Source organism: Agrobacterium sp. 22094 (assembly GCF_052046015.1).
Lineage (GTDB): Bacteria > Pseudomonadota > Alphaproteobacteria > Rhizobiales > Rhizobiaceae > Agrobacterium > Agrobacterium cavarae.
Genome location: NZ_JBQEPX010000003.1, coordinates 231,004 through 249,684, shown reverse-complemented (window position 1 = coordinate 249,684; position 18,681 = coordinate 231,004). Strand labels below are relative to the sequence as shown.

Genomic DNA, 18,681 nt, shown 5'->3' with positions numbered 1-18,681 from the left:
TACCGGGGCTCTCCTGGCGCGGCGCGGATTTTCCGCACCGCGCGCTGTAAGCGGTTTAGTTGCCTAGGCTGGACTTGACGTTGGCGGTCGCTTCGGTCGAATAGACCGTCTTCCACGCATCTAGCAGGCTGTCGCGGGTGACAGGCAGAGCCGGCAGGGCGACAAAGGCTGGGGCCGTCTTGCCCAGAAGGGCATAGCCGGCAAGTTTGGCTTCTACGACGCCCGCATCATAGGGCCGCTGGGCGCCGAGGCCCTTGACGAAACCGTTCTGCGCCATCGAGATCGCCACGTTTTCGCCGAGGTCGATCGTGGTGATGATCAGGTCGTCCCGTCCGGCATTTCGCGCTGCGGCGATGACGCCTTCGGCGGGCACGTCCCAGACCGCCCAGATGCCCTTGACGTTCGGGTTGGACGTCAGAATTGCGCCGGCGGCCTTTTCTGCGTCACCGGAGAAATCCGGGCCGCCGATGCCCTGCTCGGCTACGATCTTGATATCGGGATAGTCCGACGCGATGGTCTTCTTGAAGGCGTCATAGCGCTGCTTGGTAACGAAGAAATCAGCAGCGTGGAACACTAGGCCGATCTCGCCCTTGCCACCGAGTGCCTTGGCCATCAGATGCGCCGAGGCAACGCCATTGCCATAATTGTCAGCGGAGACGACGGAGACGTAGTCCTTGCCCGCCTTGAAGCCGGTAGGCACGTTATCCATGAACACCAGCTTGGTGCCAGCATCCGCTGCGGCCTTGTAGGCCGATGCGGTCGCAGTCGGATCGGTCGGGATGGAAACGATGATGTTCGGCTTCTGCGCCATGATGGTTTCGAGGTCGGCCACCTGCTTTTCGGGCTTGAAGCCGGCATCCGTGACCGCAATGACCTTGATGCCCATGGCCGCAAACTGCGTCTGCAAGCCGTTGATCTGGGCGCGAGACCAGTCATTGCCGCCGTAATGCATGACGATAGCAGCCGTGGCACCCATGGCCTTGACCTTGGCAAGTTCCTCGGCGGTCAGCGAGACGCCGGAGGCGGGCGACGGGTCTTCACCCGACGGTCCCTTCGACAGCACCGATTCCTGCAGCTTGGCGAGCGCGGTATCGGGATCGGCGGCAAATGTCGGGGCCGCGATGGACAGCACTGCCGCGATGGTCGCGGAGCACAAAAGAATGCGTCTGGTAATCATGGTTTCCTCCCGTGGATGGGGCATAGCCCCGGTGGCCTTCAATCCTTCTTGAGATCGGCCGATTTCAGATAAGTCATACTGGCACGAGCGCCCTCCAGCGGATCGGTCCAGGCATCGAGTTCCGCGCAGATCCAGCCGGCAAAGCCGATCTCGCGCAAGGCGGCAATAATGCCGTCGGTCGGCACGTCACCACGATCAAGAGGCGTGAAGGCAAACGGCTCGCGCTGCAGGCCCTTGAGGTGGACATAGGAAATACGGGACGCGTGATCGCGTATAAGCTGCGCAGGATCGCCGCCTGCTGCTGCGAGATGCGCCGTGTCCGGGCAGAAATCGATACCCGTCAGGCCGAAGATCTTTGCGACCTCCTCCGGTCCCTCCACGATTGTGGAGAGGTGGGGATGATAATGGCCGCGCAAACCGTGTGCGCTCGCAATTTCCCCTACCCGATCAAGCGCTGCCGCCAGCTTGTGAAAATCCGCCTCCCGCGTTCCGTCGAAACGCTTTGCGCCGCCGCCGACAACGAGATGCGGAGCACCGAGTTCGGCGGCCCGTTCCGCGGCGCGCGTCACGCGGGCCAACTCCTCCGGAAGGATATCGTCGAAGATGAAGTTTCCGCCAGCATATGCGGCGACAATGCTCAAACCATTGTCGGACAGCAGGGCACGCATATCCGCCGTGGCGAATTCGAGCAGGTTGCCATCGAAAAGCTCCACGCCTTCATATCCTGCCGCTGCAATATCGGCGAAGGCACGCCTCATGTCACCGAAGGTCCGGTAAGAGAGCTGTGTAATCGAGGTGACGCCAACGGCACTTCCGCCGAGCTCCCCCCAGCAATTGGCATGATAAGCCAGCTTGCAACGCTCCATGGTCATCTCCTCCTCAAGACATTTCCACCTTATATCGCCTTGATTGCGCCCTTAAACCACTCATGTCAACATTTAAAATGCATTTATTGGCAAACTTATGCTGTTTTAATACAAAAGTTTGTTGTTGCACGTCTCAAGGTGAGGATTTATCAAGGCTTATCCGCTTGGTTCGGGTGAAAGGAATAGATATGCCTGCTACGGCGAAGATGGACGCCGATATGCACCCGCGACGAAAGGGGCGTCCGCGCACGGCGGAAACGGCTGCGCCCAGCCTTGTGGAAATTCTCAACCTGGTGCGCACGGAAAAGGCTACGACCCGTCAGGAACTGGAGCGTGAAAGCGAACTCGGCCGCGCCGTGGTGGCAGATCGCCTGGGGACGCTCGCCGAACTCCGGCTCGTTGATGAGAGCGAGCTTGGGACGGCTACAGGCGGTCGGGCGCCGCGGCTCGTGCGGTTTTCCGCAAATCGCGGCAGCATCCTCGTCGCCACCCTCGACCAAACTGCGCTTGGCGTCGGCCTTGCCGATCTCGGCGGCCATCTGAGGATGGAACATCACGAGGCAGCGGACCTGACGCAACCTGTCTCTACGCTGCTTGACCGGCTCACCATGCTGTTTCGCTGGATCCTCGATATGCAGCCGGACGCCGGCGAGCTATGGGGCATTTCCATCTCGGTGCCTGGCGTCGTGACCGACGCTGGCGAAAGCTTTTTTCAGACTGGCACACCCCCGGTGCTGCCGGGATGGGAGAGCTTTCCGCTGGTCGAGAAACTGGTCGAGGGATTCGACGTTCCCGTCTGGCTGCGGTCCAGCGTCGAGACCATGACCATGGGTGAATTTCACTCCGGCGCTGGCGTCGGCCACCGGGCGATGCTGTTCGTCAAGATCGGTAAACGTATCGGCGCCGGGCTGGTCAGTGACGGTGCGCTGTTCCGGGGCGCACAAGGCGCGGTCGGCTTGATCGGCTCCGTGCCGGTGAGTTCGGGTGAGAGGCACGGTACGCTGGAGACCATGGCCGGCTCGGAGGCGATAATTCGTGACGGCCGGATACAGGCGGAGAAGGGCTTGAGCCCGATCCTCGCCGAGCATGCCCGGCGCGGCGGCGAGATCACGGCGGTCGAAGTGGCGCAGGCGGCGCATATGGGCGACGCGGCGGCCATCGATATCCTCTCGCAAAGCGGGCGTATGATCGGCCAGGTCGTGGCGACGCTTGCAAACATGCTGAACCCGGAACTGATCGTGCTCTCCGGGTCGATCGCTCAGAGCAACGATATCCTGCTGGCAGCCGCTCGCGAGGCCATCTATGGCGCATCCCACCCGCTGGTCAGTCGCGACCTACAGATCATCCGCTCACAGATGGGCAGTTCCTCCGGCCTCGTCGGGGCTGCTATCGTGGCGACGGAAAGCCTGTTCTCGCCAGCCGTACTCCGCGACTGGATTATGGCAGGGCGCCCGCAAGCGCATCCACAATTCGAGGCCCTTCGCGGCCGGTTAGAGGCGCAGACCGCAGCCGTTGCAGCGGTCATGCCGCCGCCCAAAACTTGAGGCGTGTCGATGGTGATTGAAGGACTTGGTCCCCATGGCGAACGCGCATCCGCACCAGAGCGGGTCTTGCTTCTTCCTGAGGACAAGGCACGGGCACGGGCTGCGGGCTTACGCATTGCCATCGTCCTGCATACGCTGGCGAGCGACTGGGCCAAGCAGCAACTGGCCGGTATCGTCGGAACGCTCGGCGACTGCGGTGTGGCAGTTATCGATGTCGTCGACTGCGGTTTCACGCCCGAGGTGCAGATCGAGGCGCTGGACCGTCTGATCCGCGAAGCACCGGACGCCATCATTTCGCTCCCGGTCGCCAATGCCAAGGTCGCCGCGGCCCATGCGCGCGTTTCCGCCGCCGGAATCAAGCTCGTGCTGCTTGATAATGTCCCGACTGGTCTACTGCCGGGCAAGGATTACGTATCGCTGATTTCAGCAGACAACTTCGGTCTCGGCAAGATGGCAGCAGAAGGTCTCGCGCCCCATCTCGGCGAGGAAGCCGAGGTTGGTGTGCTCGGCTACGAATCGGATTTCTTCGCGACCAACGAGCGCGAGATCGCCTTTGTGAAATGGATGCGTATCAACCGACCGCGCCACCACCTGCATGTCGCCCGATTCCCTTCCCTCACGGAGGCGGGCGCGACGGCTTCGGCGTTAGCAAAAAAGCTTCCGGACCTAAAAGGGCTGTTCGTGGTCTGGGATACGCCGGCCATCGCGGCGGCCGCGGCTCTCGTCTCCGCTGGCCTGTCTGTTCCGATCGCCACAGTCGACCTCGGCAAGGAGGCGGCCATCAGCCTCTCGGGCGGCGGGCCAATTGTAACAATTGCCGCCCAGCAGCCATTCCGGCAGGGGCAGACGGCCGCCTCGACAACGGTAACCGCTCTCCTCAGTCGCCTTACGCCAGCCTGGGTAGCCCTGCCCGGCGTTGCGGTAACTGCCACAAATGTGGTGGAATCGTTCCAGACGATCTGGCGGTCTCCGGCGCCTCGAGAAGTCTTGAGGCAGCAGAAGCTTCTCCGCTGAGTTTGGCTCATCTGACGATTTTGTTGTGAGGCGATCCTTCGTCGGTCCAAAATTTGGACTGATGAGACCAGAACCCGGATTGGTCTCATGCGATGGGCGCCGTGCCGCCACACGCACAACTTCGGTGCGCTGCGTGATATCCCACCCTTTTGCGCGTAAAGTTCAGCGCATCGATCCGGAAATAATTGCCGCTTTAGCGCCCTGTTGACTGAGGCCCAAAGCCAGGGCAAAAAGGTGGCATCCACGGTCGCTCGCGATTGGAAAACAGAGGGAATTTCAAGGATCTTGAATTAAGTCATTGAAATCACGTGAGAATCCAGGTTCTCCAGCCAATTCTCGCTAAATCCCCTTAATTCCTTGATTTTCTAGTCGTGCCGGATATCGTTTTGGCATCATTGGCGACCTGATGCCCAGAACTGTAGCCCACAGGTGATGCCCACGCGAAATCGCGCGCTGGCATTTTAGTTGGCAGGCAAGGGCAACAACCTCATGGCCCGCCGCGGCAATATTTTCTGTTGGAGTGCCCGCGTCCAAAATGCCGATGGGCGATGCCACCAGGCAGCCGTCTTTCATTGAGCCTTCACCGTTCTGACCGACAGAAATTCAAACTGTTGCTATCAAGCTTAACGTGCTGGTGGGTGAACGACGTGTTGCGGACTTTCAGCTGTGCAGCCCGCTGGAATGATGAAACTCATCGTCTGCGACTTTATTTTCCGGGCGATCGGCGATCGGCGGTCACCGCCGCGCCAATACTAGCTCAGCACGCATCATGGAATTGCAGCAGTCCAATGCACGAATCTTTGCAAAGTCGCCGTGTCAGGAAAGTACGCCTTCGGTGATCAAACCGAGGTAGCTATGCTTCTTGCATCAAAGGTAATCACCAAAGCCACGAGAAGCGCCGCCAGAGTGGCAAACAGAAATGCCGCGAGGAATATGGCGGTCGCTCTTTGTACTCCGATCCTAAGGTCGTGCATGAACCATCGAACCTGTGCCTGAGCATACCAGATCATTGCAAAAGCCACGGTAAACGAACCCACCAGCACCCCATGCTCTTCAGGCATGCTGATGAAATCAAACCCCAGCACAAGGAAAAAGGCGAAAGGCGCAGCGACATAGCATTGGCTGAAGAACGGCGGACGCAGCGAATTGCGAGTGATTTTTGATGCCTTCGATCGCAGCAACGTTACCGCCATACAAAGCGGGTAAATTCCGAAGATCACTCCGCGCGCAATCAGGAGGTTAGACCCAGACCCAAGTTCGCGCGCTGCCTGCGTGGTATCGTACACCGACGGCAGAGCATTGGAGAGCCCTTGGGAAAGAAGCAGGGTGATCAAGAGAAACAAGGGCGGGCTAAGGGTGTCGTCGTACTGGTCGTCGAGCCTGTCGGAGAGCTCGATGTCCGCATACCGCATCATCCTGAGAGGCGTGATCACCGATCTCCACATAGTGAGAGGATAAAACACCAGCCATGCCACGAGCTCGTAGAGAAGTTCTTCGAGCGACTTCAGCAGTTTCATGAAGTCCACTTGTCGGTCCTTTCCGCTCGATGCCTGAGACTGAATGTACCTGTTACCAGCCTGAATACCTGATGTAACCGAAACTTTCCGCGTCCCGTCTCTGCGAAATGTGACATTGATGACCAAGCGGGGAAGCCATCACGACGATACGATCAAAGCAGTGTTTGGCGCTTAAATTTCAATCCAATTTGACATGACACTCGAGCAAGACACCTTGCTCACGCTGGGAAGTGAACCTTCGCCGCCGAAATAGCTTGGCTCGATGCGCGTGAAAAGACGCAAGCTGAATCCCTTTCCGGTGAGCGGTCCCCCGATGTCCGCTATGGGATGACCGCTCCGCTCATTCCCAAAAAGTATCATTTCTTTACGAGGCACGAGGTCGTGCGAGGAATATATCTGCCCCCGGTCGGCGCAGGGCTGAGAGCGGCTTCTTCGACGATCGACTTGCCGCGCAGCAGCACGCGGATGGGCCATCCCTGCACCTCAAGACCTTCGTAAGGCGTATAATCCGAACCGTGCGCCAAGAGATCATTGACAATTGTCACTCGCTTTTCCGGGTCCCATAGAGCGAGATCGGCATCGGAGCCAACTGCGATTGTGCCCTTCTGCGGATAGAGCCCGTAGAGCTTGGCGTGGTTGGTCGATGTCTGGGCAACGAACTGGTTGAGCGATACACGCCCCTTCATCACACCTTCGGAAAACAGGATCGGTAATCGCGTGGCAACGCCTGGGATGCCATTTGGTATCCAGCGGAAATGCCGCTTTCCCTTTTCGTTCAGCTTCCCCTCGGCGTCTTCATAGCGAAATGGGCAGTGATCGGACGAGAAGAGATCGAAGACATTCTGCTCCAAACCTTCCCAGCATGCATCCTGGCTTTGCTGGTCACGTGGTGGGGGAGAACAGACGTATTTTGCGCCTTCCAGCGCATCCTGATCGAGATCAGCAGCTGTCAGCATCAGATATTGCGGACAGGTTTCACCGGCGATTTTCTGGCCGCGCATGCGGGCTCTGCGAATTTCCTCCATCGCCTCGCGATTGGACACGTGAACGATCACGATTGGGACATCCACGATCTCCGCAAGCGACAATGCCCGATGGGTTGCCTCACGCTCGGCCGCAATCGGCCGCGTCGTCGCATGATATTTGGGAGCAAGCTTTCCTTCGTCTTCGTGGCGTCCAATCAGATAGCGGATCGCATCTTCATTCTCGCAATGGACCATGACGAGCGCTCCGGTACGGCGCGCCGCATCGAGCGTATCCAGTATCTGATCATCGCGCAGCCGAAGCCCCTCATAGGTCATGAAGACCTTCAGCGACGTATAGCCAGCTTCCACCAGCGCCGGCAGTTCCTGCCCCAAAACCTCGGGGGTCGGATCAGTGATGACGAGATGGAAAGCAACGTCGGTATAACATTTGTCCTCAGCCTTGGCGTGGTAGGCCTTGAGGGCCTCGCGCAATGTCTGCCCCTTCTCCTGCATGCAGAAGGTCAGCACCATGCTATTGCCGCCCATGGCTGCCGACCGTGTTCCACTTTCAAAATCGTCCGCCATGACGATGCCTTCGCCGGACGGCTGGTCAAGGTGAACATGGCTGTCTATCCCGCCCGGCAACACGAAAAGGCCCGCGGCGTCGATGATCTCCGCTGCATCGTTAAGCCCGCTTGAAAGGGTCGCGATTTTTCCATCAAGGATACCGATGTCGCAGACAAAGGTATCGCTAGCGGTCGCCACGGTTCCGTTACGGATGATTGTATCGAAGCGCATCGACGCCGTCCTTTTCTCAGCTTGCTTTCGCAAAACCCGTTTCGCCGGAAAGAATTTTGTCGAGAGCCTGCGTGAAGCGATCGACTTCTTCCAAGGTATTATAATGCACCATGGACACTCTCAGCATGCCACTTTGGTCGGTGAGGCCAAGATATTCGGCCAAACGGCGCGAGTGGAAATCTCCGAACCGCATTGCGATATGATGCTCATCCATCGCGCGGCATATCTCAGCTGCGTCGCGGCCATCGAAGCGGAAAGCAATCGTGGGAACGCGGGAACTGTCTCCATTATGGCTCTGCCCGACGATCTGGCAGTCGTTTCGCGATCGCAAGTACGACAACAGCCTTTCGGTCAGTGCGTCCTCCTGGGCGGTGATTGCCTTGAACGCTGTTGCGATCCGATTACGAACACTGCCTTTTTCCCCAGCGTGTTCTCCAAGTTTCGTCAGGTAGTCGACAATGCCACAGGTGGAATAGGCAAGCTCATAATTGGGATTACCAGGCTCGAGTTTTCCTGGAACTTTGTCCTTGCCGTAAAAGTAGTGATAAAGCGTGTCGAGCTCGAGGAGATAATCATATTTCCCATACATGAGCGCGTAATGAGGCCCGTAGGTCTTGTAGAGACTGAAGACGTAGTAATCCGCATCGAAAGCCTGAACGTCAACGAGACGGTGGGGGGCGTAAGCCACCGCATCCACGCATAGCCGGGCGCCTTGCGCATGAACGAAGTCGGCAATCTGTCGTACCGGGTTGATCGACCCAAGAATGTTGGAGACATGCGTCATGCAGACTAGCCGCGTGCGCTTCGACATCAAGGGCTGAAGATCTGCCAGATCAAGGCTCAAAGTGTTCTTGTTGAGCGGCCAGAACTTTATGATCACGCCCGCCGATTTCAGCCGATCCCAGGGACCGATATTGGATTCATGGTCACTCACGGTCACGATAATTTCGTCGCCGGGCTCAAGCTGGCTTTCCATGGCGCGCGCCAGGTTTTGCAGAAGCGCAGTTGTCGAATTTCCAAAGACGATCTCTTCAGGCCGCGTCGCGTTGACAAGGTGCATGGCGGCGGTGCGCGCTTCGTAGAGGGCCTCCGCCGCCTTTTGCGACACCTCATAAGAGCCGCCGATCTGGACATTGCGTTCGATCAGGAAGCTGTTGATACGGTCGATCGCACCCTGCAGGATCTGCGAACCGCCAGCGTTGTCAAAAAACGTCCAGCCTCGTTCCAGACCGGGAAATTGGCTTCGCACGAATTCCAGATCGAGCGATGGCTTATCGTTCATGGTGTGTCCTCCACAGACATAATTCAATGGTTGAGTACCGCGCGCAGGAAACTGCGCGTTCTTTCTTCCTGGGGATTGTCGAATATCTGCTGAGGGGTACCCATCTCGACCAGCTTCCCGCTATCCATGAAGATGACGCGGTCCGCCACCTGCTTGGCGAAGCCCATTTCGTGCGTCACGACGATCATGGTGACACCGGTCCCGGCCAGACGCCGCATGACATCCAGCACTTCCCCCACCATTTCCGGATCGAGAGCCGATGTCGGCTCGTCGAATAGAAGAACCTTCGGCTCCATGGCGAGAGCACGCGCAATCGCCACGCGCTGCTGCTGCCCGCCGGATAGCTGCCCAGGATACTTCTCCGCCTGTTCGGAAATGCCGACACGGGCCAACAGGTCTTTCGCCTTCGCAGCCGCCTGCGCTTCGCCAAGCCTGCGCACACGCATCGGCGCCAGCATGACGTTTTTAAGCACCGTCATATGTGGAAAAAGATTGAAGGACTGAAATACCATGCCGACTTCGGCACGAACTTTGGCAAGATCCTTGCCGGGACGCACCTTGACGCCATCAACGGTGATGGAGCTCTCAGGCGAGAAAGCCTCCAGGTGATTGATGCATCGGATCAAGGTCGACTTGCCGGACCCGGACGGACCGATAATGCAAACGACCTCACCTTCGGTGATATTCAGGTCAATACCGTGTAGCACGGTATATGTACCATAAGCCTTGAATAGCCTTTCGACGCGGATCAAATTCTTGGATTGATCAGTCATCTACGTCTCCCTGCACCAAACCGCACTTCGAGTCGGGAAACGACAGCCACCATGGGCCAGAGCAGCAGGACATAGATCAGAGCCGCACCAATCAAGGGCGTGGGATTGGCGCTCAGGGCCTGCGCTTGCGTCGCCTGCTTTAACAGATCAGGCATGGCGACCACCGACGCCAGGGCCGTATCCTTAAGGACATTGATGGAATTGTTGGTCAGCGGCGGAATAACGATCCGAATGGCTTGAGGGAGAATAATGTCCGCCATTGTGTGCCGGTTCGATAGACCGAGAGCCGCCGAAGCCTCAAACTGGCCGACCGGTATGGCGTCGATGCCTGCACGGAAAATCTCTGCCGTATAGGCCGCCGAGACAAGCGAGAGCGCTGTGACCGCCGAAAAGAACGGCGAGAGCCTAATCCCGACGAATGGCAACGCGTAATAAATGACGATGAGAAGAACGAGCAAGGGAATGGATCGGAAGACGTCCACATAGACACGAATGAGCAGCACGATTGCCCGTGGCGCGTAAAGCCGAGTAACCGCAAGCACAAGGCCACCAACGAGACCGGCGACGATGCTGACGATGCCAATCTGAAGCGTGACGACCAGTCCCCACATCAGTTGCGGAAGGCTTTGAAGCAGGACATCGTAATTGAAGAATGTGTTGATGAGATTCATGCCGAAAAGGCTCCCTCAAGCCAGCGGATCTAAGACCCGCTGGCGGCTGTGGTGCTGTTAAAGTTTTGGCATGTCCATGACCGTCACGGTCGATGTTTTCTCTTCCGCAGGCGCTCCAAACCAAGTCTGATGAAGCTTGGCGAGATAACCGTCCTTCTTCATCTCGGTGATGACGCCATTCACCTGCTCTGCAAGCGGGTCGCCCTTGTTGAACATAACGGAGTATTTCTCGCCGGTCTCGATGCGGGCGACCACCTTCAGTTCTGGCTTGTCCTTCACATAGTACAAGAGAGCGGGAATGTCGCTGATGTAGCCATCGATGCGGCCGGCAACAAGATCGAGCATAGCGGGAGAAAGTCCTTCGAACCGCCGGATGTCGGAGAACTTGTATTCGGCCTTATTCTTCTCAGCCCACATGTCGCCGGTCGAGCCAGTGTCAACACCGACCACTTTGTCATTCATATCTTTCAAGCCGGTGATTCCGGACTTTGCTGTCACCGTGAGCGACTGGTCGCTGTCGTAATATGGCTGCGCGAAGGATACCGATTCAAGACGCTTTGGCGTAATGGTAATCGAAGAGATCGCCATATTGATGCGCCCCGACTGAACCGCCGAGAACAGTCCATTGAATGGAGTGTTTACAAACTCGACCGACTTGCCGAGGCGCTTTGCGACCTCGTTGACGAGGTCGACTTCGAACCCGACGACTTTGCCGGAGGCGTCCTGGAATTCCCACGGCACGTTGCCGATGTTTGCGCCCACAGTCAAATCAGCGGCGCGCGCTGCTTGCATGCTCATAAGAGCGATACCGGCAGCCAATGAAGCGGTTAAAAATCTCGCTGTCATGCGTTTCATCAGTGTTCCCCTTGTTATTTGATACACGATCACACATTGTGGTCTAACTGGTCGGACCAGTTAGACCAAACAAGCATGGACTTTCGGTCTTGGCAAGCTGTTGTGTTGAAAATAGACGTTGATTAAGAAAAAGAGGGATGCGCGCAGGATGCTGAACAAAACGCTTTTGCCACAAACAGTGGCGCGCGAAATCCAGACTATGATTCAGAGCGGCGTGCTCAAGCCAGGCGAAAAAATCCAGTCCCAGCGCGAGCTATCGGAAAAGTTCGGCGTCAGTCGCGCGTCGCTGCGCGAAGCCTTGCTGACCCTTGAGACACTTGGCATGGTAAAGACGGAAGCAGGACGCGGAACCTTCGTCACCGCTCCAGCAGAGCGCTCTGCGGGACCCGCTGCCAATATGGCGCCGTGGCGGTACTCGCAAAGCTATTCCGCTTTCGATGTGTTCCAAACACGCGCACTTCTCGAAGGCGAGATCGCGAAACTGGCCGCCGGTCGCTTGACTCAGCGCCAACTGGACGAAATGGAGCAGGCCACCGAGACGATGGAGCGTTCCTGGGAGAAGCAGGATGTCATCTCCAATGTCGAAGCCGACCTGCAGTTTCATTCGACGATCGTATCCGCGTGCTCGAATGTGATGTTGCAGGCGTTGTACCAGACTGTCCGTGAACTTATCACGGAGACCCAGCGGCAACCCATTCCCATTACGGATCCAGCCAGGATGCGCAAATCAATTGCCGAGCATCGCCGCGTCATTGAGGCTCTACGTCTCAACGACGGAAACTTGGCGAAAGCGGAGATGGAAATGCATATTCGCAACACAGCCCGCTGCGCTGGGCTGGATCCTTAGATTGCCGACCGCAGGTATCGTCGCCGCGCATGAGCGTGTGAAGCTACGAGCGCCGCGTTTTAGTTGAGACAGAGCGGTGCACGTTGATTTCGTGATACACCCGCTCACACAAATTTCCTCGGAACAGGAGCGGAATCCACGAGTTATCCTGGTGCCAACAACAGGAGAAACATCATGGATCATAGCAATCACATCCGCCTCACCGTTGATGAACTGAGACCCTCCGTGCTCGCAGGAGCCACGGTCTACGGAGCAGACGATCACAAGGTCGGAAAGGTTGACCACGTCCATGGTATCGGCGAGAGCAGCAGCGTGATTATCGATGTGGGTGGCTTTCTCGGGATCGGCGCGAAGCCAGTTGCGGTTTCCATCTCGGATCTGGACTTCATGCGTGACGAGGACGGCGATGTGCATGCCGTGACCTCCTGGACGAAGGATCAGCTCAAGGAGATGCCAGAGCATCGCGACTGATCTTTTGATAAAGCGGGGGCGGCCTCTAGGGGCCGCCTTTTGCTTCGACGACGTGGCCCGTTCATTTTTTGCGGACTACGACAAACTTTATGCGACAGAAAAGCTATGACGACCGTCTCACCGGTGGCGGTGTTTCCATCTCTCGCCACGCGCTATCCTATGCACAGAACGTATCTCGAAAGGCCCGTCTCACTTCAACTGGTTGAGTAGAGCCGAAATCTTGTCCGATTCTGGCAGGTGCGGCGCGTGCTCCAGTTTGGATTTGTGCCGATAGCTCGGGCTGGTCGCATACCATTCGATAAGCGCCGAGGCAACTTCCTGTGCTCTTCCATCAGTCTTGTCGACACCGTTTTCTTCGCACCAGGCGTTGAGGAAACGGTTGACCTCTTCCAGGTCATCTGACGAAAGGGGGACGGTGGAATAAGATGGAGACTGTGTGTTCATGGTGGCACCACGCATTAATTATATATGTTACAACTTCCGAATAAATTGTTTTGTTCCCATAAGTATTTGGGGCAGCTGATGATATTGCAAAAGCGGCCTCACTTTCAATATTTGCAGTAGAGGGTCGCGCCTTTTGCATGACGTGGAGCAAGCAGAAATATATGTGCTCCTCCTCATCCCGCACTCACCGGATTCTCAGGACAATCCTCCCGCACGTGGTCGTCGAAAAGACTTGTGTGATGTGGTTGCTCCTCCTATTCAATCCCCCATCTTGAGCGCGAAAGCGTCGACCGGAGGACGTGATGATGCACAATAGCAAGCCGACGATCGAGAGCGTGAAGGCCGAAGAAGCGGCCCTGCAGGTTCCAACATTTCACTACGACTTTTCCTGGGCGCTCGGAAGCCTGATCCGGCAGAAGGCGGCGGAGAGAAAACACCCGGTGGCCGTCGAGGTCAGGCACGGAAACGACGTGGTGTTCGCAACGCTTTTGCCCGGAGCGACCATCGATAATTTCGGCTGGACCCGGCGCAAATGCGCTGTCGTGCACCGCTTCCACCGCAGCTCTCTTCGCGTGCGGCTCGAGGCTGAGGCCAAGGGCTATGACTTCAATGCGAAATTCGGCTTGCCCGTGACTGACTATGTGGCAAGCGGCGGCGGCTTTCCGCTGATCCTGCAGGGCGGCGCGCTCGTCGGGTCCGTTGCCGTCAGTGGACTCCCCGATATAGACGATCACGACCTGATCGTGGAGAGCCTTCGCGAACTGCTGAGTATCTGACGGCAGCAGCTTGATTGGGGGCAGCGTTGCCAAGAAAGCCGTTCGAAGAAAGAACACTTTTCTGCATCCTTGCTAAAATGAAGAATGGCGTTCCTCGTGAGGCTTTGGCCGTTCGATTATGTTTCGCGGCGAAATAGGAGCCTCCCATGTTCGTCAAAGCCTTCACCAAAGCTGTCTTCGCCCTTTCCATCTCACTTGCGACACTGGCAGCGACTGAGGCTTCCGCGGATGCCACGCTTGATCGCATCAAGGGCCGCGGCAAGCTGACCGTCGGCGTCATCTTGTCCGGCGCGCCATTTGGTTACATCGATCCGGCCTCGCAGGAGCAGAAGGGCTACAATGTCGATCTCGCCAAGGCCCTGGCGGCCGATCTCGGCGTCGAACTTGAGACCGTGACGGTGACACCCCCGAACCGCGTTCAGTTCCTGCAGCAGGGCAAGGTCGATATCCTAATTGCCAACATGCAATACACCGAAGATCGCGCGAAGATCCTCGATTACGTTCCGACCCCTTATGATCGCGCCGGCGGCGCGGCGGTGGTGCGTAAGGATAGCGGACTGAAGGACTGGGCCGATTTGAAGGGCAAGCCGGTTTGCATTTCGCAGGGATCCAACTACGCACAGCCATTGGCGGAAGAATACGGCGCAATCGTCAAGGGCCTGCCAAGCCAGCCGGAATCGCTTCTGGCACTGCAGGGCGGCAACTGCGTTGCAGCCGTGCATGTGGGCGCAACCGTCGGCCTTCTTCTCGTGGACCGCGCCGATGAATGGAAGGATTACGCCATCCCCTTCCCAACCGAGCTCATCCCTTCCGACTCCGTTATCTGGCTGCGCAAAGGCGAAAGCGATACGCAGGCAGCGCTAGACAACAGCGTCAAGAAGCTTCACGCGTCCGGCAAGCTGCTTGAAATGGCCAAGGCGAACCGCCTGCTGAACACCAAGTATCTCGAGGAAGAAAAGACCAAGCTTTCTGCCGCGCAGTAAGCGGAAGGCAGCGGTAGCGCTCCATGCAAGACATGAATCCGACCAGCCTGTTCGTCGATCTGACGGGCAGGCTGGGTCTCAATTACGAATTTCTCCTGACCGGCTATGAAGCGCAGATCTGGCGCGACGGCTTTCTGACGACCCTCTATCTCGTAGCCGTCACTATTCCGGTCAGCCTGTGCTTCGGTGTCATCTTTGCGGCTTGCCTGACGTCTGGCAGGTCCTGGCTGTCGACGCCTGTGCGCGCCTTCGTGGAGCTTACCCGCAACACGCCGACGCTGGTGCAGTTGATGTTCAGCTTCCTCGTGCTCAACACCGTCGTGTCCAACATGGTCGGGGGTGCGGTCAACAATCCGCTGTCACCATTTTTCTGGGTGGTTGCCGTGGTGGGACTGCATGTCGCAGCCCTGCATGCGGAAGCGATCCGAGGCGGCATCGAGGCGGTTCCCGCATCGATGATCGAAGCCGCGCGAGGCATGGGTTTCAGCCAGTTCGAAATTCTCCGCTATGTGCAGATCCCGCTTGCACTCCGCTCCTCGCTGCCAGCGATCGTCAATGGGCTGATCAGCCTCGTCAAATCGACGACTGTCGGCAACGCGATCGCGGTCAGCGAAATCACCTACGCCTCCATCATGGTCTGGACGCAGCGCGACAATGTCGTCGAACTGATGATCGTGCTGCTCGCCTTCTTCAGCCTGATAAACTTCCTCATCGCCCGCCTCGGCACATGGGTAGAACGCAAGCTGGCAGTTCCGGGGTATGGGCTATGAGTATAGTCACCTTACAACAAACAGGGTCCAGCGGCGGCATTCTGCGCTATATCGGCTTTGTTGCCATGCCGCTTCTGGTGGTCATCTGGTCGCTGCTCGATCCCACACTTGGTGCCGAGTTGGTGAAGTGGGTGCCCTATCTCGCTTCCGGCTTCTGGATGAACATCGTCATCACGTTCTCTGCTGTGACGCTGGGGACCGTGGCGGGTGTGCTTCTTGGCCTCATGCAACTGGCGCCGCTTTGGCTCATCCGCTGGCCGGCGGCGATCTATGTGCAGATTTTCCGCAATGCGCCGGCACTCGTGCTGATCTTCGCTACCACCTACATCTTTCCCTTCGAGATCGTCGCCTTCGGCCACTACCTGCCCTTTCCAGATTGGATCAAGGCGGTGATCGGCCTCGGCATCCTGGCTAGCGCCTACATTGCCGAGATTACGCGCGGGGCAGTGCTTTCCATTCCGACAACGCAGTGGGAGGCAACCAAGGGGCTCGGCTTCTCAAGGTTACAGGCGCTGCGCTTCGTCATCCTGCCACAATGCATCAGACGGTCTCTGCCGCCCTGGATGAATGTCGCCTCTTCGATTGCCATGGGGACATCACTTGCGTCGCTCGTCGGTGTTCACGAACTCATGCACGCCGCGACCGATGCCAGCACCGCCGTGCGCCGGCTGGACTTCACCGTCATCGCCTATGTCGTGGTCATGGCCGCCTTTTTCACGCTTTGCTACCCGCTTTCTCGACTGACGCGCCGCCTCGAGCAGCGCTTCAATGCGGGTTGAAGGATTTCGATCATGACCACATCCACCGACACCGCGATCGTAAAACTGGAGGACGTTCATCTCGCCTTCGGACAGACCGAGGTTCTGAAGGGCATCGATCTCACCGCCAACAAGGGCGATGCCGTCTCGATCATCGGCCCCTCGGGCTCGGGAAAGTCGACGCTTCTTCGCTGCATCAACGCGCTCGTCACGCCGCAGAAGGGCCGCATCACCGTGGCTGGCACGCGCGTGGATGAGCTGACAAAGGAAAGCGAACGCATCGCGCTACGCAAGCGCGTCGGCATCGTCTTCCAGCAGTACAATCTCTTCCCGCATCTGACCGTGCTCGACAACATTGTGCTGGCACCGACCCGCATCTTAGGCGCGGACCGCGGAGCGACCGTCAAGCTTGCACGCGAGTTGCTGGAAAAGGTGCGACTTTCGGAAAAGGCCGACGCCTATCCAGGCCAGTTGTCGGGCGGCCAGCAGCAGCGTGTGGCGATTGCCAGGGCTTTGGCGATGAAGCCGGAGCTTGTGCTCTTCGACGAGGTAACATCGGCGCTCGATCCGGAAACGGTCGGCGAAGTTCTCTGGGTCATCCGCGACCTGATCCGCGATGGGATGACCAGCATTCTGGTCACGCATGAGATGCGTTTCGCCGAAGAAATCAGCGATACAGTCATCTTCACTGAAAATGGCCGGGTGGTGGAGCACGGTTCGCCGAAGCACATCTTCCACGAGTCGCAAAATCCCCGCATCCGCCAATTTGTCGGCGGTCTTTCCGGCGGGCGCTCCGTTCGCGATGGCGAAGGGATCTGACCATGTCCAAGGCCATTGTCACCGAAGCCTTTGCCACGGCAATCAGCAACGCCGATCCCCGCCAGGATAGTGCGGCCATGGAAGCCGCGCGGATAGCGATTATCGATTTTCTGGCATGTGCCATCGCCGGCGCCAATGACCGTACAACGGATATCCTCGCCAAGGCAGTGGGCGTCGATCTTCCAGGCAACGCGATCCTCATCGGCAGAGCCGCAAAGACGAACCCTCTCACGGCTGCGGTCATCAATGGTTACGCGGGCCACGTACTGGATTATGACGATGTTCATTCCAGCGTGCGCGGCCATCCGACCACCGTCATTCTACCAGCTCTCCTGGCATTCGTCGCCGATGAGGGCGTAAGGGCAGAAGCCCTAGTTGCGTCCTACATCGTCGGGCTGGAAGCAATGGCGCGGCTCGGATTGTCTCTCGGTTCCAGGCACTACGAAAATGGCTTCCACGCAACCGCTACGCTTGGCCCGATCGGCGTTGCCGCTGCCATCAGCCATCTCACCGGCGCTGCCTCCGAAAAGACCGCGATCGCGCTTGGGCTTGCCGCAACCCAGGCCTCCGGCCTGCGCCTGCAATTCGGCTTCGATGCCAAGCCCTACCATGCCGGAATGGCGGCGCGCTCCGGCCTGCTTGCTGCCCGGCTGGCGGCGGCTGGCTTCAGCGGCGCGCCCGATTTTCTCGACAACCCAACCGGTTTCTACTCCGCTTACGGCTTCGGTGCCTCTCGGCCGGAACTGGCGACCGAAAACTGGGGCGCTCCGTGGCAGATAGCATCGCCCGGCCTGACGCTGAAAGCCTATCCCTGCTGCACGGCAAGTCATCCGGTCGCATCCCTCGGCATCGAGCTTCAGCACGAAGGTCTGGCTGCGGATCAGGTGGAAGCTGTTACGTTCACCTATCCGCCAGGCGCGGACGCGGCTCTTGTGGTCACAAAGCCGGAAAACGGTATCGAAGCCCGTTTCAGTCCGGAATATGTGTTTGCTGCCGCCCTGCTGGATGGGGCGCTGAGACTTGATCATTTCGACGAAAGATCGGTCGAAGATCGCATTATGGCGCTTGCGCTCAAAGCCAGCCGCCGCCATGACAATGCCGCTCCGCGCATGTCGAGCGATCCCAGCACACGCTTCGTCCTTCTGGATGTCGCGCTCAAGGATGGCACTAACATCCACCGTCGTTTCGACGGCTTGCCAAGCCTCACCGACCCCGAACAAAAATTCAAGAATGCGACTTCAGGGCGCTCGGCTTTCGCCGATATTCCCGAACTCGTTCGCAGCATGGAAAGCGAGGCCGATCTCGCCTGCCTTCTGTCCCTGCTCAACCAGACCTCCCTCTGACGAAAGAC

19 protein-coding genes are annotated in these 18,681 nt (G+C 58.1%); 10 read left to right on the top strand and 9 right to left on the bottom strand.

The features are described from left to right. Nucleotides 1–55: 55 nt before the first annotated feature. Entirely contained in the window at nt 56–1,177 is a 1,122-nt protein-coding gene (locus ACTJK5_RS16050) for a substrate-binding domain-containing protein (RefSeq protein ID WP_153310795.1), read from the bottom strand. A gap of 38 nt (nt 1,178–1,215) precedes the next feature. Beyond that, nucleotides 1,216–2,043, bottom strand: a complete 828-nt coding sequence (locus ACTJK5_RS16045) for a sugar phosphate isomerase/epimerase family protein (RefSeq protein WP_440598882.1) — start codon at nt 2,041–2,043, stop codon at nt 1,216–1,218. A gap of 188 nt (nt 2,044–2,231) precedes the next feature. On the opposite strand from ACTJK5_RS16045, the gene ACTJK5_RS16040 reads away from it, so the two are divergent. Further along, complete coding sequence (locus tag ACTJK5_RS16040) at nt 2,232–3,587, top strand: ROK family protein (protein ID WP_153310797.1); 1,356 nt, start codon at nt 2,232–2,234, stop codon at nt 3,585–3,587. 9 nt (nt 3,588–3,596) lie between these two features. Next, entirely contained in the window at nt 3,597–4,601 is a 1,005-nt protein-coding gene (locus ACTJK5_RS16035) for a substrate-binding domain-containing protein (protein WP_153310798.1), read from the top strand. 839 nt (nt 4,602–5,440) lie between these two features. Here the strand turns inward: ACTJK5_RS16035 and ACTJK5_RS16030 are convergent. From ACTJK5_RS16030 to ACTJK5_RS16005, 6 genes are all read right to left on the bottom strand, one after another. Further along, complete coding sequence (locus ACTJK5_RS16030) at nt 5,441–6,118, bottom strand: hypothetical protein (RefSeq protein ID WP_207773771.1); 678 nt, start codon at nt 6,116–6,118, stop codon at nt 5,441–5,443. A 356-nt stretch (nt 6,119–6,474) separates the two neighbouring features. Further along, on the bottom strand, nt 6,475–7,881 hold the full coding sequence (hydA, locus tag ACTJK5_RS16025; protein ID WP_440598881.1) for a dihydropyrimidinase: 1,407 nt from the start codon (nt 7,879–7,881) through the stop codon (nt 6,475–6,477). Between the two features lie 16 nt (nt 7,882–7,897). Next, on the bottom strand, nt 7,898–9,163 hold the full coding sequence (locus tag ACTJK5_RS16020; RefSeq protein ID WP_440612823.1) for a cysteine desulfurase-like protein: 1,266 nt from the start codon (nt 9,161–9,163) through the stop codon (nt 7,898–7,900). Between the two features lie 23 nt (nt 9,164–9,186). After that, nucleotides 9,187–9,936: an amino acid ABC transporter ATP-binding protein gene (locus ACTJK5_RS16015; protein ID WP_113261465.1), complete on the bottom strand. Its 750-nt coding sequence runs from the start codon at nt 9,934–9,936 to the stop codon at nt 9,187–9,189. Then, nucleotides 9,933–10,607, bottom strand: coding sequence for an amino acid ABC transporter permease (locus tag ACTJK5_RS16010; RefSeq protein WP_113179956.1), 675 nt, complete (start codon nt 10,605–10,607; stop codon nt 9,933–9,935). Before ACTJK5_RS16010 ends, ACTJK5_RS16015 begins: the two co-directional genes overlap by 4 nt. Nucleotides 10,608–10,664: 57 nt before the next feature. After that, nucleotides 10,665–11,453, bottom strand: a complete 789-nt coding sequence (locus ACTJK5_RS16005) for a transporter substrate-binding domain-containing protein (RefSeq protein ID WP_111847523.1) — start codon at nt 11,451–11,453, stop codon at nt 10,665–10,667. A 157-nt stretch (nt 11,454–11,610) separates the two neighbouring features. Between ACTJK5_RS16005 and ACTJK5_RS16000 the strand changes: the two genes are divergently transcribed. Next, nucleotides 11,611–12,309 carry a FadR/GntR family transcriptional regulator gene (locus tag ACTJK5_RS16000; protein ID WP_113180097.1) on the top strand — a complete coding sequence of 233 codons (699 nt, stop codon included), beginning with the start codon at nt 11,611–11,613 and terminating at the stop codon, nt 12,307–12,309. Nucleotides 12,310–12,483: 174 nt separating this feature from the next. Beyond that, nucleotides 12,484–12,780 carry a PRC-barrel domain-containing protein gene (locus tag ACTJK5_RS15995; RefSeq protein WP_062423755.1) on the top strand — a complete coding sequence of 99 codons (297 nt, stop codon included), beginning with the start codon at nt 12,484–12,486 and terminating at the stop codon, nt 12,778–12,780. A gap of 189 nt (nt 12,781–12,969) precedes the next feature. On the opposite strand, the gene ACTJK5_RS15990 is transcribed toward ACTJK5_RS15995, so the two are convergent. Beyond that, the gene (locus ACTJK5_RS15990) at nt 12,970–13,224 is read right to left on the bottom strand and encodes a hypothetical protein (RefSeq protein ID WP_130978135.1); all 255 of its coding nucleotides are present in this window, start codon (nt 13,222–13,224) and stop codon (nt 12,970–12,972) included. Nucleotides 13,225–13,526: 302 nt separating this feature from the next. On the opposite strand from ACTJK5_RS15990, the gene ACTJK5_RS15985 reads away from it, so the two are divergent. From ACTJK5_RS15985 to ACTJK5_RS15960, 6 genes are all read left to right on the top strand, one after another. Next, entirely contained in the window at nt 13,527–14,000 is a 474-nt protein-coding gene (locus tag ACTJK5_RS15985; RefSeq protein WP_113261463.1) for a heme-degrading domain-containing protein, read from the top strand. Between the two features lie 146 nt (nt 14,001–14,146). After that, nucleotides 14,147–14,983: a transporter substrate-binding domain-containing protein gene (locus ACTJK5_RS15980; protein WP_062600269.1), complete on the top strand. Its 837-nt coding sequence runs from the start codon at nt 14,147–14,149 to the stop codon at nt 14,981–14,983. 23 nt (nt 14,984–15,006) lie between these two features. Beyond that, a complete protein-coding gene (locus ACTJK5_RS15975) occupies nt 15,007–15,753 on the top strand; it encodes an amino acid ABC transporter permease (RefSeq protein WP_112953227.1) in 747 nt (248 codons plus the stop codon). Nucleotides 15,754–15,818: 65 nt separating this feature from the next. Next, entirely contained in the window at nt 15,819–16,532 is a 714-nt protein-coding gene (locus tag ACTJK5_RS15970; RefSeq protein WP_313554904.1) for an amino acid ABC transporter permease, read from the top strand. A gap of 12 nt (nt 16,533–16,544) precedes the next feature. Then, on the top strand, nt 16,545–17,330 hold the full coding sequence (locus ACTJK5_RS15965) for an amino acid ABC transporter ATP-binding protein (protein ID WP_440612822.1): 786 nt from the start codon (nt 16,545–16,547) through the stop codon (nt 17,328–17,330). Between the two features lie 2 nt (nt 17,331–17,332). Then, entirely contained in the window at nt 17,333–18,673 is a 1,341-nt protein-coding gene (locus tag ACTJK5_RS15960; protein WP_113261460.1) for an MmgE/PrpD family protein, read from the top strand. The last annotated feature ends 8 nt before the right edge of the window (nt 18,674–18,681 follow it).